Source organism: Terriglobus albidus, assembly GCF_025685425.1.
GTDB classification, from domain to species: domain Bacteria; phylum Acidobacteriota; class Terriglobia; order Terriglobales; family Acidobacteriaceae; genus Terriglobus; species Terriglobus albidus.
Genome location: NZ_JAGTAS010000001.1, coordinates 1 through 580, shown reverse-complemented (window position 1 = coordinate 580; position 580 = coordinate 1). Strand labels below are relative to the sequence as shown.

Annotated in this window: 1 protein-coding gene; it reads right to left on the bottom strand. The window is 58.4% G+C overall.

Going from position 1 to position 580, the window contains the following annotated elements; translation table 11 throughout:
• Window positions 1-580: integrase core domain-containing protein (locus OHL21_RS00005; RefSeq protein WP_263415194.1), on the bottom strand; the 580-nt coding region annotated here is incomplete at both ends.

The window sequence follows — 580 nt, the reverse complement described above, 5'->3', positions numbered from 1 at the left end:
GTGGTGGAGGCGGTGGGAATCTGGGAATTTCGGTTGTATGAAATTTCCAGATTTCCATCGCCTTGTTGTTGGGGTAGGTTGCCGACGTGAAGTTGCTGTGCGTCGAAGTAGGCGATGGGGAAGGTTGCGTAATAGATGCACCAGTAGCGATCGTCGATCTGATCGAGACCGATGCGTTCCCCCGCGAGGACTTTACTGAGGAAGATATTTTGTCCCTTCCAGAAGAACTGTCCGTGCGGATAGACGCTGCGGACTTGAAGACTGCTGTCGTACTCCGGGTTGGGGAGCCGTTCGGGGTAGCAACGCGGGCTGTGGGTATAGATGTCTGCCGGCGGCCGTTGTCCGAGCGCCTCGTGTGGCCGTTGCTGGTTGTAGATCTGACGAAAGCGATCAAAAGCTTGTTGTTGTCGGCGGCGGTTAGCCTCTGCCGGTGAGGCCGTCTCCGCCTTCAGGGTGCGGTGCATGCGTTCATGGCGGCCGTTCTGTTCCGGGTGCCCAGGCTCGATCCTCTCCGGCGTAATGCCCAACCGCATCCAGTAGAGTGCCAGCCGTGACAACCCAGCGATGGCACAACTGGCGA